This window comes from Streptomyces lydicamycinicus, from assembly GCF_000829715.2.
GTDB lineage: Bacteria > Actinomycetota > Actinomycetes > Streptomycetales > Streptomycetaceae > Streptomyces > Streptomyces lydicamycinicus.
In genome coordinates this window covers 884,481-902,220 of the sequence record NZ_BBNO01000001.1, presented here as the reverse complement: position 1 = coordinate 902,220, position 17,740 = coordinate 884,481, and the positions used below count along the sequence as shown (strand labels likewise).

At 72.2% G+C, this 17,740-nt stretch carries 19 protein-coding genes; 9 read left to right on the top strand and 10 right to left on the bottom strand.

The window, feature by feature from the left end; translation table 11 throughout:
* Window positions 1-391: 391 nt before the first annotated feature.
* Complete coding sequence (locus tag TU31_RS03950) at window positions 392-1,036, top strand: TetR/AcrR family transcriptional regulator (protein ID WP_042149936.1); 645 nt, start codon at window positions 392-394, stop codon at window positions 1,034-1,036.
* A gap of 52 nt (window positions 1,037-1,088) precedes the next feature.
* Here the strand turns inward: TU31_RS03950 and TU31_RS03945 are convergent, their stop codons facing one another.
* The gene (locus TU31_RS03945) at window positions 1,089-2,093 is read right to left on the bottom strand and encodes a GDP-mannose 4,6-dehydratase (RefSeq protein WP_042148877.1); all 1,005 of its coding nucleotides are present in this window, start codon (window positions 2,091-2,093) and stop codon (window positions 1,089-1,091) included.
* Window positions 2,090-3,250, bottom strand: a complete 1,161-nt coding sequence (locus tag TU31_RS03940) for a UDP-N-acetylglucosamine--N-acetylmuramyl-(pentapeptide) pyrophosphoryl-undecaprenol N-acetylglucosamine transferase (protein WP_042148870.1) — start codon at window positions 3,248-3,250, stop codon at window positions 2,090-2,092. The genes TU31_RS03945 and TU31_RS03940 overlap by 4 nt, the downstream gene beginning before the upstream one ends.
* 57 nt (window positions 3,251-3,307) lie before the next feature.
* Between TU31_RS03940 and TU31_RS03935 the strand changes: the two genes are divergently transcribed.
* Both TU31_RS03935 and TU31_RS03930 read left to right on the top strand, forming a co-directional pair.
* Complete coding sequence (locus TU31_RS03935) at window positions 3,308-4,030, top strand: response regulator transcription factor (protein ID WP_042148868.1); 723 nt, start codon at window positions 3,308-3,310, stop codon at window positions 4,028-4,030.
* Window positions 4,027-5,424: a sensor histidine kinase gene (locus TU31_RS03930; RefSeq protein WP_042148866.1), complete on the top strand. Its 1,398-nt coding sequence runs from the start codon at window positions 4,027-4,029 to the stop codon at window positions 5,422-5,424. The genes TU31_RS03935 and TU31_RS03930 overlap by 4 nt, the downstream gene beginning before the upstream one ends.
* 117 nt (window positions 5,425-5,541) lie before the next feature.
* Here TU31_RS03930 and icmA read toward each other — a convergent pair whose 3' ends face one another.
* The 4 genes from icmA to TU31_RS03910 form a co-directional block, all read right to left on the bottom strand.
* A complete protein-coding gene (gene icmA / locus TU31_RS03925; protein WP_042148863.1) occupies window positions 5,542-7,242 on the bottom strand; it encodes a coenzyme B12-dependent isobutyryl-CoA mutase large subunit in 1,701 nt (566 codons plus the stop codon).
* A 169-nt stretch (window positions 7,243-7,411) separates the two neighbouring features.
* Complete coding sequence (locus tag TU31_RS03920; RefSeq protein WP_042148861.1) at window positions 7,412-7,744, bottom strand: DUF3817 domain-containing protein; 333 nt, start codon at window positions 7,742-7,744, stop codon at window positions 7,412-7,414.
* 60 nt (window positions 7,745-7,804) lie between these two features.
* Window positions 7,805-8,314: a MarR family winged helix-turn-helix transcriptional regulator gene (locus tag TU31_RS03915; protein WP_042148859.1), complete on the bottom strand. Its 510-nt coding sequence runs from the start codon at window positions 8,312-8,314 to the stop codon at window positions 7,805-7,807.
* 43 nt (window positions 8,315-8,357) lie between these two features.
* A complete protein-coding gene (locus TU31_RS03910; protein ID WP_042148856.1) occupies window positions 8,358-9,719 on the bottom strand; it encodes an MFS transporter in 1,362 nt (453 codons plus the stop codon).
* Window positions 9,720-9,799: 80 nt separating this feature from the next.
* Between TU31_RS03910 and TU31_RS03905 the strand changes: the two genes are divergently transcribed.
* Window positions 9,800-10,786 carry an ArsR/SmtB family transcription factor gene (locus TU31_RS03905; protein WP_042148853.1) on the top strand — a complete coding sequence of 329 codons (987 nt, stop codon included), beginning with the start codon at window positions 9,800-9,802 and terminating at the stop codon, window positions 10,784-10,786.
* A 33-nt stretch (window positions 10,787-10,819) separates the two neighbouring features.
* Here the strand turns inward: TU31_RS03905 and TU31_RS03900 are convergent, their stop codons facing one another.
* Both TU31_RS03900 and TU31_RS03895 read right to left on the bottom strand, forming a co-directional pair.
* Window positions 10,820-11,131: an MTH1187 family thiamine-binding protein gene (locus TU31_RS03900; RefSeq protein WP_042148849.1), complete on the bottom strand. Its 312-nt coding sequence runs from the start codon at window positions 11,129-11,131 to the stop codon at window positions 10,820-10,822.
* Entirely contained in the window at window positions 11,128-11,478 is a 351-nt protein-coding gene (locus TU31_RS03895) for a DUF3817 domain-containing protein (RefSeq protein ID WP_042148848.1), read from the bottom strand. Before TU31_RS03895 ends, TU31_RS03900 begins: the two co-directional genes overlap by 4 nt.
* Window positions 11,479-11,731: 253 nt before the next feature.
* Between TU31_RS03895 and TU31_RS03890 the strand changes: the two genes are divergently transcribed.
* The 4 genes from TU31_RS03890 to TU31_RS03875 all read left to right on the top strand — a co-directional run bounded on the left by TU31_RS03890 (window position 11,732) and on the right by TU31_RS03875 (window position 14,386).
* Window positions 11,732-12,370, top strand: coding sequence for an AIM24 family protein (locus tag TU31_RS03890; RefSeq protein ID WP_042148845.1), 639 nt, complete (start codon window positions 11,732-11,734; stop codon window positions 12,368-12,370).
* Complete coding sequence (locus tag TU31_RS03885; RefSeq protein WP_042148842.1) at window positions 12,370-13,020, top strand: AIM24 family protein; 651 nt, start codon at window positions 12,370-12,372, stop codon at window positions 13,018-13,020. The genes TU31_RS03890 and TU31_RS03885 overlap by 1 nt, the downstream gene beginning before the upstream one ends.
* On the top strand, window positions 13,017-13,790 hold the full coding sequence (locus TU31_RS03880; protein WP_042148840.1) for an AIM24 family protein: 774 nt from the start codon (window positions 13,017-13,019) through the stop codon (window positions 13,788-13,790). Before TU31_RS03885 ends, TU31_RS03880 begins: the two co-directional genes overlap by 4 nt.
* Before the next feature lie 119 nt (window positions 13,791-13,909).
* Window positions 13,910-14,386, top strand: coding sequence for a MarR family winged helix-turn-helix transcriptional regulator (locus TU31_RS03875; protein WP_042148837.1), 477 nt, complete (start codon window positions 13,910-13,912; stop codon window positions 14,384-14,386).
* A gap of 59 nt (window positions 14,387-14,445) precedes the next feature.
* Here TU31_RS03875 and TU31_RS03870 read toward each other — a convergent pair whose 3' ends face one another.
* Both TU31_RS03870 and TU31_RS03865 read right to left on the bottom strand, forming a co-directional pair.
* Window positions 14,446-15,846 (bottom strand): sensor histidine kinase, encoded by a 1,401-nt coding sequence (locus TU31_RS03870; protein WP_042149934.1) that lies wholly within the window; start codon window positions 15,844-15,846, stop codon window positions 14,446-14,448.
* A gap of 4 nt (window positions 15,847-15,850) precedes the next feature.
* Window positions 15,851-16,567, bottom strand: coding sequence for a response regulator transcription factor (locus TU31_RS03865; protein ID WP_042148834.1), 717 nt, complete (start codon window positions 16,565-16,567; stop codon window positions 15,851-15,853).
* Between the two features lie 110 nt (window positions 16,568-16,677).
* Between TU31_RS03865 and TU31_RS03860 the strand changes: the two genes are divergently transcribed.
* Entirely contained in the window at window positions 16,678-17,382 is a 705-nt protein-coding gene (locus TU31_RS03860) for a PepSY domain-containing protein (protein ID WP_042148831.1), read from the top strand.
* The last annotated feature ends 358 nt before the right edge of the window (window positions 17,383-17,740 follow it).

Genomic DNA, 17,740 nt, shown 5'->3' with positions numbered 1-17,740 from the left:
CTGGGCGGCCCGTTCCGAAAAGCGATCCGGAAAGCGGTGCGGTCGTCGATCTGGCCGGTACTGCGGTCGGTGGTGCGGAAGGCGGCTCCGGCGTGGGGCCGGGCCGTTTCGCCGGGCACCGCGGCCCGTGCGCACACCCCGCCGGAATGCCGGTGTACGTCCGGGAGCACTGCCCGTCCGGTCCCGAGGAGGACCGTTCTGCGGCCCCGAGGAGAGCCGTCGTGCGCGGCCATGGGTCCCCACCCACGGCCAGTGGTTATCGCTCTTACGCTACGACCCGTAGCGTAACTCCTCGGCACCCCTGCGCAACCACCACTTCCGGCCCCGCGCCGAGTGATCTCCCTCACGGGAGCCGCCGGCCGGTCCCGGACCGGCCGGTATGGTCGCCCGCATGCACGACTCCCCCAGCCCCCGGAAGGGCCGCACGGGCCGCCCCCGCAGCGCCGAGACCGACCGGGCGATCCTCTGCGCGACCCGCGCCGCGCTCGTGGACCTGGGCTGGGGGCGGCTCACCATGAGCGATGTCGCGGCCCGCGCCGGCGTGGCCAAGACGACGCTCTACCGCCGCTGGGCCAACAAGAACGAGCTCGTCGTGGACGCCGTGGCGGTCCTTTTCGACGAGCTCGAACTCCCCGACCGGGGCTCGCTGCGCTCCGACATCGAGGGGGTGGTGCTCCAGTTCGGCGCGCTGCTGGCCCGGCCGGAGACCAAGACGGCGCTGATGGCCGTGGTCGCCGAGTCGACCACCGACGAAGCGCTGCGCGAGCGGATCCGCTCGGCGATCGTCGACCGCCAGAAGCGGCTGGTCCTGCTCGGCCGCTCGCGCGCCCAGACCCGTGGTGAGCTGCCCCCGGACACCCCGGGCGAGGAGGGCGAACGGGCGGCCACCCGCAACATGGACCTGATCTTCGATGTGATCGCCGGGGCGATCGTGCACCGCACCCTGGTCAGCGGCGAGCCCGTGGACACCGCGTGGGGACGGGACTTCACGGCCCTCTTCCTGACCGGCCTGGCCGGGCTGGGCGCATCGGACTGAGGCCGGGCGCCCCGCCGCGGTGCGGCGGCGGACACCCGGCCCCGGTTGCCGGTCAGACCTGGTAGCGGTCCGCCGCGAAGAGGTGCAGGTGCTCCGCCACCCACTCCGACGTCCACTTCAGGCCCTGCTCCAGCGACACCTCCGGCCGCCACGAAGCCCACTCGCGCGCCCGGGAGTTGTCCGACAGCAGCCGCTCGACCTCGCTGCCGGCCGGCCGCAGCCGCGCGGCGTCCACCACCACCTCGGCCTCCCGGCCCGACGCCGCTATCAGTGCCTCGGCGAGCGCGCCGATCGCGATCTCCCGGCCGGTGCCGAGATTGACGACCTCGCCCAGCGCCCGGTCGCAGTCGGCCATCGCCATGAACCCGGCCGCGGTGTCCGTGACATAGGTGAAGTCGCGGGTCGGGGTGAGCGAGCCGAGCTTGATCTGCCGGGCGCCGGCGTGGAGTTGGGCCAGGATCGTGGGGATCACGGCGCGCGCCGACTGCCGCGGCCCGTAGGTGTTGAACGGCCGCACCACGGTCACCGGCAGCTCGAAGGCGTGCCGGTGCGACAGCGCCATCATGTCCGCGCCGATCTTCGAGGCGGAGTACGGCGACTGCGGCTGGAGCGGGTGGTCCTCGCTGATCGGCGCGGTCAGCGCCGTCCCGTAGACCTCGCTGGTGGAGGTGTGCACCAGCCGGCGCACCGCATGGCGTCGGCAGGCCTCCGCCACGTTCTCGGTACCCACCACATTCGTCTGCACATAGGCGCCCGGCGAGTCATAGCTGTACGGAATCCCGATCAGCGCGGCCAGATGGAAGACGGTGTCGCAGCCCTCGACCGCGTCCATCACCCGGCCCGCGTCCCGGACATCGCCGGAGATCATCTCGACCGGGCCGCCCGGCACGAGATAGCGCGCCAGATTTCCCTTTTCGGCGTACGGCTTGTAATGGACGAACGCGCGCACCTCGGCGCCGGCCTCCACCAGCAGGTCGACCAGGGTCGAGCCGATGAACCCCTCGGCCCCGGTGACCAGGACCCTGCGGCCCGTCCACTGCTGCGTGTTGCTGCTCATGCTGACTCCTTCATCGTGGGGTGTGCGGTGTACGGGTGACCGGCCAGCGCCAGCACCTTGGCGGCCAGCAGGTCGGCGGCGCGGGCATGGGTGCCGGGGTCGGCCGCCGCGCCCATCGCGGCGAGCCGGCCGGGATCGTCGAGAAGCGGGCCGACCAGGGCGTCCAGACGCTCGGCCGAGGTCTCCGCGTCGGCCAGCAGCAGCGCCGCCCCGGCGTCGGAGAGCACCCGTGCGTTATGGGTCTGGTGGTCGCCCGGTGCGTACGGATACGGGACGAGGACGGCCGGCATCCCGATCGTGGCCAGCTCCGCCACGGTCGCCGAACCGGCCCGGCACACCACGAGATCGGCGGCGGCATAGGCCAGATCCATCCGGTCGAGGTACGGCACGGCCGTGGCGACCGCCGCCCCGCCGTTGGCCGCGAGTTGGGCCCGGGTCTCCTCCAGAGCCGCGGGCCCGGTCTTGATCAGCAGCCGGAGATCCGTCCGCGTCCGGTGGCGGCCGGCCAGCCCCACCGCCGCCTCGGTGAGCCGGGCGGCGCCCAGGCTGCCGCCGTTGACCAGCAGCAGCCGCGCGCCGTCCGGGATGCCGAACTCCCGGCGGGCGGCGGGGCGCAGCCGCGCGCGGTCCAGGTCGGCCAGCGGGCCGACCAGCGGCATGCCCACCGTCTCGGCCCGTTCGCCGCCGGCCAGATGCTCCCGGCTGCGGTCGAAGGCGAGGGCGAGATGCGGGGTGAGCCGGGCGGCGAACTTGTTGGCCCGGCCGGGCACCGCGTTGGACTCATGGATCACGCTCGGCAGTCCGGCCAGCCGCGCCCCGACGATCACCGGGGCGCTGGGATAGCCGCCCATACCGACCGCGACCTGGGCGTTCTGTTCCTTGAGGATGCTCCGGCACTGGCCGCCCGAGCGCAGCAGCGCGGCCGGCAGCAGATAGCGTCGGGCGCCGAGTGCGGGATCGAAGGGGATCATGTCAACGGTGTGCAGCCGGTATCCGGCCTGCGGGATCAGCCGCGTCTCCAGTCCGCGTTCGGTCCCGACGAAGGAGATCACCGCCTCGGGCACGGCCCGGCGGAGTGCGTCGGCGAGCGCGAGTCCGGGATAGATATGGCCGCCGGTGCCGCCCGCACCGATCACGACAGAGAGTGGTGTGCGCATGGCCGCCACGCTCGCGACATGCCCTAAGAAGCTTCTAAGAGAGGTGTTTGGCAGCCTATGTCCATGCCGCCCACGCCCGGGAACACCCCCGCCCCCAAGATCCTCGTCGTCGACGACGAACCCGAGGTGCGTGCCGCCGTCGAGGACGGCCTCGCCGTGGAGGGCTATGCGGTACGCGGCGCCGCCGACGGTCTGGCCGCCCTCTCGGAGGTCGCCGCCTGGCAGCCGGACGCCCTCGTCCTGGACGTGCTGATGCCCGTGCTGGACGGCCTGGCCGTCTGCCGCCGGCTGCGCGCGCTGGACGACCGCACCCCGATCCTGGTCCTGACCGCGCTGGACTCGGTCAGCGAACGGGTCGACGGGCTGGACGCCGGCGCCGACGACTATCTCGTCAAACCGTTCGCGCTGGACGAGCTGGTGGCCCGGATCCGGGCCCTGCTGCGCCGGGCGGCCACCACGGCCGTGGAGGACCCCCGGCTCACCTTCGGCGATCTGGTCGTCGACCCCGTGACCCGCTCCGGCCACCGGGCGGGCCGTCCCCTGGAGTTCAGCCGCACCGAATGGGCGCTGCTGGAACTGCTGCTGCTGCACCCCGGGCAGGTGCTGCCGCGCGAGGTGATCCTGGAGCGCGTCTGGGGCCGCGACTTCGGCCCGGACTCCAACTCGCTGGCCGTGTACATCGGTTATCTGCGCCGCAAGCTGGAGGCGGGCGGCGAGCCGCGGCTCGTCCACACCGTGCACGGGATCGGCTACCGCCTGGGCACCGCGGAGGGCACATGACCGGCACCCGCGGGCTGGGGGCCCGCTGGCGACGGCGCCGTCCGCTGCGCGCCCGGCTGGCCCTGGCCGCCTCCGCCGCGGTGGCGCTGGTGGCGGTCGGTGTCTGCGCCGCCGCGTTCACCGTCATCGACTACCAGATGACCCGTCAGCTCAAGCTGACCCTGACCCAGACGGCCACCCAGATGATCCGGGACCGCCACGACTGGGGCCCGACGCCCAGTGACACCCTCTGCCAGTACCCGGCCTCGTCCTGTGTCCAGATCGTGCCGTCCGACCCCGCCGAGGACCCGCGCAAGCCGTATGTGCTGCCCGTGTCCGACGCCACCCGGCAGGTCGCCGACGGCCGGAGCGCGGCGTTCTACGAACGGCAGAAGGTGGCCGGCCGGCCGGTCCTGATGCTCACCACGCGCATGACGGACAGGGACGAGGCGGTGCAGGTCGCCCAGCGCTCCGACACCGTCGACCGGGGCGTGGAACAGGCCGCCTGGGCGCTGGCCGCGGTCGGCGGCGCCGGCGTCCTGCTGGCCGCCGCACTGGGCTACTGGGTGTCCCGTACGGGCCTGGCCCCGGTCGCCCGGCTCACCGCCACCGCGGAGCGCATCGCCGCCACCCGCGACGCCCGCCATCGCATCGAACTCCCCGCGGGACCGCCCGCCCGGGAGGACGAGATCACCCGGCTCGCCACCAGCTTCAACACCATGCTCGGCGAACTGGAGCAGTCCGTCACCGCCCAGCGCCGGCTGGTCGCCGACGCCTCGCACGAGCTGCGCACCCCGCTCACCGCGCTCCGCACCAACGCCGAACTCCTGGCCCGCGCCGACCGGTTGACCGACGCCCAGCGCGACCGCGCAGCGGCCGCCCTGGGCCGCCAGCTGCGCGAGGTCACCACGCTCGTCAACGATCTGATCGAACTGGCCCGTGACGAGGAGCCCCAGCCGCTGGTCGAGCAGGTACGCCCGGCCGCCCTCCTGGAGCACGCCGTGGGCGCGGCCCGCGAGCACTGGCCGGAGCTCACCTTCACCGCCGCCATCGACCCGGCCGCGGCGGACACCACGGTCCCCGGAGTGCCGCCCCGCCTGGCCCGGCTGCTGTCCAACCTGCTCGACAACGCCGCGAAGTTCTCCCCGCCGGGCGGCCCGGTCGAGACCGCGCTCTCCGGCGTACCGGGCGCGCTGGAGCTGACCGTGCGCGACCACGGCCCCGGCATCGAGGCCGGCGACCTGCCCCATGTCTTCGACCGCTTCTACCGTGCGAAGGCGGCCCGCGCCCTGCCCGGCTCCGGCCTGGGCCTGGCGATGGCCCGCCAGATCGCCCGCGCCCACGGGGCCGATCTCACCGCCGAGCAGGCACCGGGGGGCGGCGCGCTCTTCCGGCTGCGGATTCCGCTGCCGTAGCGCGGCCGGCGGGCGGCGGGGCCGGTGCGCCCGGTGCGCCGCCGGGGCGCCGCGCACGAGGGCGAGGCGGCGGGTGAGTCACCCGCCGCCCCGCCCCGTTCGCACACCGGCCGGGCGTCAGAACCCGGCGGGCTCGGTGTAGATGCCCCACTCGTCGCGCAGCGCGCCGCAGATCTCGCCGAGCGTCGCCTCGGCCCGTACGGCCTCCAGCATCGGCTCGATCATGTTGCTGCCGGCCCGTGCGGCATCCAGCATCGTCTTGAGCGCGGCCCGCACCCGGGCGTCGTCCCGCGCCGCCTTACGGTCCGCGAGCACCCGCACCTGCTCCCGCTCGACCTCGTGGCTGACCCGCAGGATCTCCAGATCGCCGGTGACCGAGCCGTGGTGGCAGTTGACGCCGACGACCTTCTTGTCGCCCTTCTCCAGCGCCTGCTGGTACCGGAAGGCGGACTCGGCGATCTCGCCGGTGAACCAGCCGTCCTCGATGCCGCGCAGGATGCCGGAGGTCATCGGGCCGATCGGGTGCTCACCGTTCGGCACCGCGCGCCGGCCGCGCTCCTTGATCTGGTCGAAGATCTTCTCGGCGTCCGCCTCGATCCGGTCGGTGAGCGACTCGATGAACCACGAACCGCCCAGCGGGTCCGCGACATTGGCGACGCCGGTCTCCTCCATCAGCACCTGCTGGGTGCGCAGCGCGATCTCCGCGGCCTGCTCACTGGGCAGCGCCAGGGTCTCGTCCAGGGCGTTGGTGTGCAGCGAGTTCGTGCCGCCGAGCACGGCCGCCAGGGCCTCGACGGCGGTGCGGACGACGTTGTTGTACGGCTGCTGGGCGGTCAGCGAGACACCGGCGGTCTGGGTGTGGAAGCGCAGCCACTGCGCCTTCTCGCTCGTGGCGCCGTACACATCGCGCATCCAGCGGGCCCAGATACGGCGCGCGGCGCGGAACTTGGCGATCTCCTCGAAGAAGTCCAGATGCGCGTCGAAGAAGAAGGACAGGCCGGGGGCGAAGGTGTTGACGTCCAGCCCGCGGGAGAGGCCCAGTTCCACATAGCCGAAGCCGTCGGCGAGGGTGTACGCCAGCTCCTGCGCGGCCGTCGCGCCCGCCTCGCGGATGTGGTAGCCGGAGACCGAGAGCGGCTTGTAGGCGGGGATGCCGCGGGCGCAGTGCTCCATCAGGTCGCCGATCAGCCGCAGATGGGGCTCCGGCTGGAAGAGCCACTCCTTCTGCGCGATGTACTCCTTGAAGATGTCCGTCTGGAGCGTGCCGTTCAGGACACCCGGGTCGATCCCCTGCCGCTCGGCGGCCACCAGATACATGCAGAAGACCGGTACGGCGGGGCCGCTGATCGTCATGGAGGTCGTGACATCACCGAGCGGGATGTCACGGAACAGCACCTCCATGTCGGCGGCCGAGTCGATGGCGACACCGCAGTGCCCGACCTCGCCCAGCGAGCGCGGGTCGTCGGAGTCGCGGCCCATGAGCGTCGGCATGTCGAAGGCGACGGAGAGGCCGCCGCCGCCCGCCTTGAGGATCATCTTGTAGCGCTCGTTGGTCTGCTCGGCGTTGCCGAAGCCCGCGAACTGGCGGATCGTCCACGTCCGCCCCCGGTAGCCGGTCGGATACAGCCCTCGCGTGAAGGGGAACTCGCCCGGCCACCCGATCCGCTCGAACCCCTCGACCGAGTCCCCGGGCCGGGGCCCGTACGCCGGCTCGAAAGGATCACCCGAAAGCGTGCTGAAGTCCGCATCCCGCTTACGGGCGGAGTCGTACCGGGCCTGCCAGCGGCGGCGGCCCTCATCGATCGCGTCAGCGTCCATACCCTTGAATTTACTAGGACGTCCTAGTACTTGTCGACGGGAGAGGCTCATGAGTCGCCCTATGCGTGGCGATACTCACTGTCCGTGAGGGCATGGGGCACGCAAAAGCGCCCGCCCCTCAGAGGGACAGGCGCGTTCCGCAGGGTTTCCAGGGGGGCTGGGGCGGCCGTCAGGCGTTCACCGGCTCCGGAGCGTCACCGGCGATCAGCGGCTCGACCTCCCGCACCACCTGGCGCTCCACGAAGAACGCCGCGGTCGGGATGGTGCCCGAGACCAGCACCCACAGCAGCTTGCCGAACTTCCACTTGGCCTTGGAGCCCAGGTCGAAGGCGAAGACCAGGTAGATGATGTAGAGCACGCCGTGGATCTGGGAGACGACGAGGGTGAGGTCCTTGCCCATCCCGAAGCCGTACTTGAAAACCATGCAGGTACAGAGCACCAGCAGCATCACCGCGGTGACGTAGGCCATCGCCCGGTAGCGGGTCAGGACGCTTCGCTTCATGCCCCGAGGGTAACCAGCCGTTCCGGGGCGATCTTCGCCGCCCCCCTCCGGACGCCGGTCCTATTCGTCCTTGAAGTCCGCCGCCGCCACCCGCAGCGGCCGCAGCAGCGCGAAGATCTCCGCGCACTCCTCGGCGTCATAGGCGCCGAGCCCGAAGTCCATCGCCATGAGGTCGCGGGTCGCCGCGTCACACACCTCGCGGCCCTTCTCCGTGATCGTGGCGAGCGTGCCCCGCCCGTCGTTCGGATTCGGCCGCTTGGCGACGAGCCCGGACTTCACCAGCCGGTCGACGGTGTTGGTCACCGAGGTGGGGTGCACCATCAGCCGCTCGCCGATCTTCGACATCGGCAGCTCGCCCGCCTTGGAGAAGGTCAGCAGCACCAGCGCCTCATACCGGGCGAAGGTCAGCCCGTACGGTTTGACCACCGCGTCCACTTCGGCCAGCAGGATCTGATGGGCGCGCATGATCGAGGTGATCGCGGCCATCGAGGGCACAGCGCCCCATCGCTGCTGCCACAGTTCGTCGGCGCGCGCGATGGGATCGAAAGCAAGGCTGAGCGGCTTCGGCACGCCTCCGACCCTACCGGGCGGCCATATGGTGGTCAGCCGCGTCTCATTTTTCGGTCCGGGTCACCGGTCCGGCCGGCCCGCGCACCGGCCCGGGGGACGTCCGGTCCGTCCCCGGCGCCGTACGCCGCACCTCGAAGATCACCGCCAGTACGCAGACCGCCCCCAGCACCCCCGCGGCCGGCATCACCACCCGCAGCGGCGCGTACTCCGCGGCGACCCCGGCCAACCCCATCGCCAGGCCCATCACCGTCATCCGCCCCGCCTGCATCACCGTCATCGCCCGGCCCAGCAGGGCGTCGGGGACCGCGGCGACGAACCAGCGGTCGACCCCGAAGTTGTACGAGATCCCGGTGCCGGTCAGCACGAGCAGCAGCAGCGTCCAGCCGAGGGAGGGCTGTGCGGCGAAGCCGAGCGAGGGCAGCACGGCGAAGACGCCCATGGGGAAGGTCAGCCGGGTGCGTGCCCGCGGCCCGAGGAACGCGCCCACCAGGCTCTCGGCGAGCACCGCACCGATGGGCATGCTGCACATCAGCAGCCCCATACCGGCCGGCCCGGTGCCGAGCAGGCCGGCGTAGGGGACCAGCAGCGCCTCGGGGATCACGACGAACGCCGGCGGCAGCCAGGTGAGCAGCAGCAGCGCCCGCACCCGGCGGTCGGTCAGCAGCCACCGGGCCCCGCCCAGCGAGGCCGCCAGCAGCGCCCCGCGCGCCGGGCCCCCGATGCCGTCCCGCGCCGGACGCGCCAGGGTCCCCAGCCGCAGCAGCAGCGCCGACCCGAGGAACGCACCGGCGGTGAGCGCGAGCACCGCCGCCGGGGACACCACCGTGAGCAGCAGGCCCCCCGCGGCGAACCCGGCGAGCTGCGCGCTCTGGTTCACGATGCGGATCACCGAGCGCCCCATCACGAACAGCTCCCCCTCGCCGAGGATCTCCCCCAGGGTCGCGGCCCGGGTCCCGGCGAAGACCGGTGCGATGGCCGCGAGCACACAGCGCAGCACCAGCAGCACCGCGACCGGGGTGCCCGGCGCCACCATCCCCGCCGCCGCCAGCGCGCACAGCAGATCGCAGCCGACCAGCACCCGCCGGGCCGGATACCGGTCGGCGACCGCCGACAGCAGCGTCCCGCCGACCACGTACGGCAGCAGCCCCAGCGCGAAGGTCAGGGCGCTGAGCAGCGGCGACGCGGTGAGCCGGAAGACGAGGACGGACAGCGCGATCTCGCACACGACCACGCCGAGCGAGGACAGCAGATGCGCGGCGAAGACGTACCGGAACTCGGGGACGGCGAAGACGGCGCGATAGCCGTCCGGGCGGGCCACACCGGTGGACGGGCCGGCGTCGGCGGCGCCCTCATCAGGGCAGGCGGGAAGGCGGCCCGACGGCGCGGGCCCGGAAGGCGAGGGCATGTCCGCAGCCTGCCGGAGCCCGGCACCGCCCCGTATTCTTTCGGCTCCAGCCGAATCCTGCGTCGGGGGAGCGTGCGGCCGTGCCGGTGAACCTGCATTTCGGCGCCGATGACCTGCTCCGCATCCGGTTCGCCATCTCCCCGCTGTGCGAGACCCATGAGGCCGTACGGACCCTGCGCCGCTCCGACCGGCACGGCTATCACACGCCGTGGCTGCGCCGGATGCGCGAGACGCTGGCCGGACTGGACCTGACGCCGCTGTGGCTCTTCATGCCGTCGATCCCCCCGGGCTACACGCCCGACTTCCTGGGCAGCCCGCCGGACACCCCGGTGGCCTGTTTCGACGAGGAGCTGGCGCGGCTGCGCGCCACCGACCCGGCGCTGGCCCGCGCCGAGATGGCCAAGTCGCTGGCGAGCAGGCCGGAGGCCGCGGAGTCGGCGCGCGGCCGGGCGGCGCTGGCCGATCCGGCCCGGGCCGTCCAGGAGCTGGCCGATGTCACCGAACGGGCCTGGCGGGCGCTGCTCGCACCGGACTGGCCGCGGCTGCGGGCCCTGCTGGAGGCCGAGATCGCCTACCGGTCGCGGCAGTTGGCGGGCGGCGGCCTCCAGCGGCTGTTCGCCGATCTGCATCCGCGGCTGTCCTGGTCGGGCGACACCCTGACGGTGCGCACCCGCACCGACTTCACCCAGATACAGGATCTGGACGGCCGCGGGGTGCTGCTGCTGCCCAGCGTCTTCGTGTGGCCGGACGTGGTCAGCGGGTTCGACCCGCCGTGGCAGCCCACCGTGATCTACCCGGCACGCGGGATCGGCGGGCTGTGGACCGAACCGGAGACGGGCCCGGCGCTGGCCCGGCTGCTGGGGGCGAACCGCGCGGCCGTGCTGGCCGCGCTCGACACCCCGTCGACCACGACGGCCCTGGCCCACCGCCTCGGCCTGGCGCCGTCCTCCGTCTCGGGGCATCTGTCCGTGCTGCGCGACGCCGGTCTGCTGGTCTCGCGTCGGCACGGACATCAGGTGCGCTACGAGCGCACCCCGCTGGGGATCACCCTGGCGACGGGCGGCTGACGCCCCGTCGGGGCGCCGGGGGGCCGGGACCGCTCAGGCCCGGGGAGTGCCGCCCTCGGTGAGATACCGCTCCACGGTCTCGACCTTCGAGGTCAGTCCGTCGGTGACGCCGGGCCGGATGTCGGCCTTCAGCACCAGCGAGACCCGCCCGGAGCGGGCCTCGACGGCCGCGACCGCACGCTTGACGACGTCCATGACCTCGTCCCATTCCCCCTCGATGGAGGTGAACATGGCGTCCGTACGGTTCGGCAGGCCGGACTCCCGGACGACCCGGACCGCGTCGGCGACATACTCACCGACGTCCTCGCCGACGCCCAGCGGGCTGACGGAGAAGGCGACGATCATGCGTTCACGACCCCTTCCTTACGGGCGCGGGCCGCGATCACTCCGGCCTCCTCCTCGCGCTTGAGGATCCGGTCCCCGAAGAGACCGCCGAACGGCAGGACCGCCAGCACGAAGAAGAAGGCGACGCGCTTGAAAGGCCACTTGGTGCGGTTCCACACGTCCAGCAGCAGCACCACGTAGGTGAGGAAGAGCAGGCCGTGGATCAGGCCGAGCGGCATCACCAGCGAGTCGTAGTCGAAGGCCAGACGGAAGCCGGTGCCGAAGATCAGCAGCGCCGGGAAGGAGATGGCCTCGGGGATGGAGGCCAGGCGCAGTCGGTGCAGGGCGGCGGCGGTCTTGATGTCCACGGGAACCTCGTTCGGGTGGCAGGTGGGCGGTCGGCGCGCAGCGCCGTCTTCTGGGGGTGGAGGTCGGGCGACGGGCGGGCGCAACTGCTTGTGCAAGAGTTCACAAACTTCGCCCCATTGTTACAGCCGCCTCGGCGATCACCGCGCCGGGGGGAGGCAAGGACCGACAGACCGGTGCGCGGCACGAGATTCAGGGCGATATCAGGGACAAAGGACCTGCCCCTCGCGGCCCCGGCCGACTACGGTCTGATCCGTGGCTCAGTTTCGGCTCCAGGGGAGCAAGGTGCTCGCCGTCGACATGACCGGCGACGCCGTCAAGGCGAAAAACGGTGCGATGGTCGCGTACGACGGCCAGATGGCGTTCAAGAAGATGTCCGGCGGCGGCGAGGGCCTGCGCGGCATGGTCACCCGGCGGCTCACGGGTGAGCAGATGGACGTGATGGAGGTGAAGGGCCACGGCACCTGCTACTTCGCCGATCGCGCGAGCGAGATCAACCTGGTGCGGTTGCAGGGCGAGAAGCTGTTCGTGGAGGCCAGCAATCTGCTGTGCACGGACGCCGCGCTCCGTACGGGCACGACCTTCACCGGCCTGCGCGGCGCCTCCCAGGGCAACGGCCTGTTCACCACCACCGTCGAGGGCAGCGGCCAGGCGGCGATCACCTCCGACGGCCCCGCGGTGGTGCTGCGGGTCACCAAGCAATACCCCCTCCAGGTCGACCCGGGCGCCTATGTCGCCCACACCGGCGACCTCAAACAGCACTTCCAGTCCGGCGTGAATTTCCGCACCTTCATCGGCGAGGGCTCCGGCGAGGCCTTCCAGATCCGCTTCGAGGGCGAGGGCCTGGTGTACGTCCAGCCCAGCGAGCGCAACACCGTGGGCGGTGAGGTCTGATGCCGTTCACGACGCTCAACTCCCGCATGGTGGAGGCCAGGATCGGTCCGGGCCAGCGGATGTTCAGCCAGCGCGGCGCGATGCTCGCCTACCGCGGAGAGGTCTCCTTCACCCCGAACCTCCAGGGCGGCCAGGGCGGTATCGGCTCGATGATCGGCCGCCGGATCGCCGGCGAGGCCACCCCCCTGATGACCGTCGAGGGCACCGGAACGGTGATGTTCGGCCACGGCGGCCACCACGTCCATGTCGTCGACCTGACCGGCGAGACGCTCTACGTCGAGGCGGACCGGCTGCTGGCCTTCGACGGCGGGCTCCAGCAGGGCACGATGTTCATGGGCTCGCAGGGCGGGGTGATGGGCATGGTGCGCGGCCAGGTCACCGGCCAGGGCCTGTTCACCACGACCCTCCAGGGCGTCGGCTCGGCCGCGGTGATGGCACACGGCGGGGTGATCGAACTCCCGATCACGCCCCAGCGCCCGGTCCATGTCGACCCGCAGGCCTATGTCGCCCACCGCGGCGACGTCCGCAACAAACTGTCCACCGCGCTCGGCTGGCGCGACATGGTCGGCCGCGGCTCGGGCGAGGCCTTCCAGCTGGAGCTGTCGGGCCAGGGCACCGTCTACGTACAGGCGTCGGAGGAAAAGCTGTGACCGGTCCCGTCGTCCACGACGTCCATTCGCTCCCCGCCGACGACAACGTCCATGCGTACGCCTTCAGCGTCGAACTGGACGGCCAGTGGTTCCTCCAGAAGGGGAAGATGATTGCCTACTACGGGCAGATCGACTTCCACGGCATCGGACACGGCCGTCTGGACCGCCTCGTCGCCGGAAGTTTTCATTCGCCACTGCACGCCGCGGACTGGGTCGTCGCCGAGGGCCGGGGAAAGATGCTGCTCGCGGACCGTGCCTTCGATGTGAATTCCTTCGACCTGGAGGACGGCAACCTCACGATTCGCTCGGGCAACTTGCTCGCATTTCAGCCATCTCTGTCGCTGAAGCAGTCGATCATCCCGGGCTTTCTCACCCTCATCGGCACGGGCAAGTTCGTGGCCGCGTCCAACGGTCCGGTGGTCTTCATGGAGCCGCCGATCCGGGTGGACCCGCAGGCGCTCGTCGGCTGGGCGGACTGCCCCTCCCCGTGCCACCACTACGACCATCAGTACCTGCAAGGATTCCTGGGCGGGCTGCGGGCGCACACCGGTATCGGCGGGGCGTCCGGAGAGGAGCACCAATTCGAGTTCGTCGGGGCCGGCACGGTCCTGCTCCAGTCGACGGAGCAGCTGATGCCGGAGCTGGCGACCGGCGCGGTGCCCTCCGAAGCGGGCGTTCCGGGCGGGGGCGGACACGTCCCGCAAAGTGGCTCACAACTGCCCCAGCTCCCCGGCAACCTCGGGAGCCTCCAGCGCCGCTTCGGGCTGTGAGCGGTACTCTGCGGACGGTGACCTCGAACGTCTGACCAACAACCGGCCCCCGGCCGGGCGAGGCGCCACCCCCGGCATGATTAATTCGATATTCAACTTTTACGGGTAGAATTCACTCCATGACGACCGACAGCGACACCCCCTGGCTGACCGACCAGGAGCAGTGTGCCTGGCGCACCCACCTCGATGTCAGCAGGCTGCTGATGCACCAACTCGAGCGCGATCTGCAACCGTTCGGCCTGACGAACAACGACTACGAGATCCTGGTCAACCTCTCCGAGGCCGAGGACCGACGCCTCCGGATGAGCGACCTGGCAGCCAGCACCCTCCAGTCCAAGAGCCGTCTCTCCCACCAGATCACCCGGATGGAGAACGCCGGGCTGGTGCGCCGTGAGAGTTGCGAGTCGGACCGCCGTGGCCTCTACGCCGTCCTCACCGACGAGGGCTGGGACACCATGCGGCGGGTCGCCCCGCACCATGTCGCCTCGGTCCGCAAGCACTTCATCGACCTCTTCACGTCCGAGGACCTCCAGGCGCTGCGCAGCTCGCTCACTCCGGTGGCCGAACACCTCCGCAAGGAGCGCGGCGGCCTCTGACCGGCCGGCCTCGGCCCCCTGACCGGGCCGGGGCCGCGCCGCCCGGGCCGCGCCGGGCTTCAGGCCACCGGCAGCCGCAGCTCGAACACCGAGCCCGTGCGCACCGCCAGCGAACCCCCGTGCCGCACCGCGACATCCCGCGCGATGGCCAGCCCCAGCCCGGCCCCGCCGTCGTCCCGGGCCCGTGCGTCATCGAGCCGGACGAACCGCTCGAAGATCCGCTCCCGCTCGCTCTCCGGCACCCCGGGCCCGTCGTCCTCGACCCGCAGCACCGCCCACTCCCCCTCGCGCACCACGGCCACCCGCACGGACGCGACGGCATGCCGCTGCGCGTTGTCCAGCAGGTTCCCCAGCACCCGGCCCAACTGGCCACGGGATCCGGCCACTTCCGCGTTCGCCAGCTCCCCGGTCCGCACCGGCACCCGGTCCGCGACCCGCTGCGAACTCTCCTCACGCACCATCGCCGCCAGATCGACCCGGGCCCCGCCCGGCCGCTCCCCCGCGTCCAGCCGGGCCAGCAGCAGCAGATCCGCCGCCAGCCGCTGGAGCCGCACGGTGTCCTCCACCGCGCCCGGCACATCCAGCAACTCCGGGTGGGCCACCCCCACTTCCAGCTGCGTCCGCAGGCTCGCGATCGGACTGCGCAGCTCGTGCGAGGCGTCCGCGACGAACCGCCGCTGACGCTCCACGGCCGACTCCAGCGCCGCCAGCGTCTCGTTGGTCGTCCGGGCCAGCCGGCCGATCTCGTCCTTCGACGACGGCACCGGCACCCGCCGGCTCAGATCCGTACTCGCCGTGATCGCGGCCATCTCCCCGCGGATCCCCTCCACCGGCCGCAGCGCCCGCCGGGTCACCAGCCAGGTCACCCCCGCCACCACCACGAGCAGCAGCGGCAGCCCCAGCAGCATGGCGTCCCGCACCGACCCGACGGCGTCCTGCTCCGGCGCCAGCGCCGCCCCCGCGCGCACCGTCGCCTGCTCACCGCGGGTGTCCTTCGCCTCGACCACCGCGAACCGGTAGTCGGCCACCGTCCCGTCGACATCCGCGGTCCCGTCCCGGTACTCGACGTCGTCGTCGACCTCACCCGGCTTCAGCGCACGATCGTCGTCGTCCTCACCGTCCTCGTCCTCCGCCGGCGGCGCGACGCTCCCCGCCCCCTGCGCGGCGCCCACCCGCTTCCCGTCGACGGCCCGCACGTCCTCACCGACCGCCCGCACCCGCCCGTCATCACCGGTGACCACCACCGGATGCTCATCGCCGTCCGGCAGATCCAGCTTGTCGTACGCCGTCTCCGTCGCGATCTGCGCGGCCACCTCACGCGCCGCGACCTCCGCCTCCAGCCCCGCCTGGTTCTGGAGATTGCCACGCAGCACCAGCAGCACCGCCGTACCCGCCGCGATCAGCGCCAGGGCCACCACCACGGTCGCCCCGGCCGCCGCCCTGGCCCGTACCGAGCCCAGCACGCTACCCACCGGCCACCAGCCGGTATCCCGCGCCGCGCACCGTCACGATGTGGCCCGCGCCGAGCTTGCGCCGCAGGGCGCTCACGTACACCTCGATGATGTTGACATCGCCCTCATAGGCGAAGTCCCAGACGTGCTCCAGGATCTCCGCCTTGGAGACCACCTCGCCCGCCCGCACCGCCAGCTGCTCCAGCACGGCGAACTCCTTCGTCGTCAGCGTCACCTCGGCGCCGTCCCGCTCGACCCGCCGGGCCCCCTGGTCGATGGCCAGCGCCCCCACCCGCAGCACCGGCGGCGCGGTCCGGCCGCGCCGCCGCAACAGCGCCTTCACCCGCGCCACCAGCACCACATACGAGAACGGCTTGGTCAGGTAGTCGTCGGCGCCGGTGTCCAGCCCCTCGGCCTCGTCGTACTCACCGTCCTTGGCGGTCAGCATCAGAATCGGCACCTCGTGGCCGGCCGCACGCAGCGCCCCGCACACGCGGTAGCCGTTCATCCCCGGCAGCATGATGTCGAGCACGACCAGGTCGTAGCTCTCCTCAGTCGCCTGGTGGAGCCCCGCCAAGCCGTCGTGCACCACATCGACCGCATAGCCCTCGGCCATCAGCCCCTTGGCCAGTGACAGGGCCAGCCGCTTCTCGTCCTCCACGATCAGGAGCCGGTACGGACGGTGAGCGGCGGGGCCGGGCGGGCGGTACTGCGTGACGGGCGGGTGCATGCGCTCACCTTGCCATTCCCTTCCTGAAGGCCCCTTCAGGTGCCTTCAGGTCCCCTTCAGCTTGGTTCCGCCAGTGTGTTGGCACAGCCGATCGCAAGGGGAGAAAACACATGAAGCGCCATCTGATCATCGCCACCGCCGCCGCGGCCGCCCTCGTCGCCGGCGGTACGGTCACCGCCGTCGCGGTCAGCGCCGACGGCTCCGGCAGCGCCCGGTCCGGCGCCCCGGTCTCGGCACGGTCGGCCGCCCACGACACGGCCGCCACCGGCTCCGGCACCGCCCAGGTGCGGGACGGCCACTCCAGCATCCGCATGCAGGACGACGACGCCAACGGCCAGGAGGACCGCCGCGAGGCCCGCGCCGCCAAGGTCAGCGCGCCGGACGCCGCGGCCGCCGCTCTCAAGGCCGTCCCCGGCACCGTCTCCGGCCTCGACCTGGACGCGGACCGGGCCGGCCTGGTCTGGGAAGCGGACGTGCTGGGCAAGGACGGCAAGTGGCACGAGGTCACCCTCGACGCGGGCAACGCGCGGGTGCTCAACCAGCACGTCGACACCGACGAGGACGACGACGCCCATGAGCGCGCCGCCCTCCAGCAGGCCCGGACCGACGCCGCGTCGGCCGCCCGTACCGCCGCCTCGCACGGCACCGTGACCTCCGTCGACCTGGATGACGACGACCGCGGCAAGGCGGTCTGGGAGGTCGAGACGATCACCAAGGACGGCAAGGAGCACAAGCTGCTGGTCGACCCGCAGTCCGGCAAGCTGAGCGCCGTTCCGGCGCAGTCCGACGACGACAACGACGGCGCGGACGACTGACCACCCCCCACATCAGGCCCCGCCCACCTCGCCGTGGGCGGGGCCTTCGGCTGTGGCGTTGCCGGTGGCTGGGCGCCGGTGCGGGTTGCCGGTGGCTGGGCGCCGGGCGCCTACGCGTGGTGGGTGGCGGGTCGGAGGGGACGCCCGGTACCCCGTCCTCGGCGCGGGCGGCCCTGGTCTCAGAGGCAAGCCCCCCGGCGTTCGCTCCGGTCCTGCGGGCGGGGCACCGGACATCCCCTCCGACCACCGTGCGTGCGCGGCCGACCCGCCGTACGGATGGCCGTTACGGCGATGCGGCGGCACCTCTTGGCAGGCATCTGGCCCCCGCAGGCCGGGGCGCGGGCCGAGATGGGCCGTG